At 63.8% G+C, this 243-nt stretch carries 1 protein-coding gene; it reads right to left on the minus strand.

Annotation, left to right across the window (positions count from 1 at the left end; genetic code table 11):
- Positions 1-243 (minus strand): MetQ/NlpA family ABC transporter substrate-binding protein (locus SB753_RS40610; RefSeq protein WP_410805619.1); only part of this gene is annotated, 243 nt, incomplete at both ends.

Below are 243 nucleotides of genomic sequence, written 5' to 3' on the forward strand. Positions count from 1 at the left end.
GGGTCCGTCGTTCCCGCGAGCTTGATGAAGCTCGGGTAGCCTTGCGCGAGGTCGACGTCGTCGAGCGAACGGGCGAGTTGCGAGGCTTCGAGCTGAACGATCTTCAGATGCTTCGGGTTGTCGATAATGTCGAGCGTCGTCGCGCGATAGTCGATGCCCGGCGTCAGCTTGATCAGCCCCGCGCGTTGCAGCAGCAACAGGCCGCGCCCGCCGTTCACTGGATCGTTTGCGATGGCCACGGTG

Origin of the sequence: Paraburkholderia sp. SIMBA_053, from assembly GCF_046534895.1 — a bacterium.
Taxonomy (GTDB): domain Bacteria; phylum Pseudomonadota; class Gammaproteobacteria; order Burkholderiales; family Burkholderiaceae; genus Paraburkholderia; species Paraburkholderia caledonica.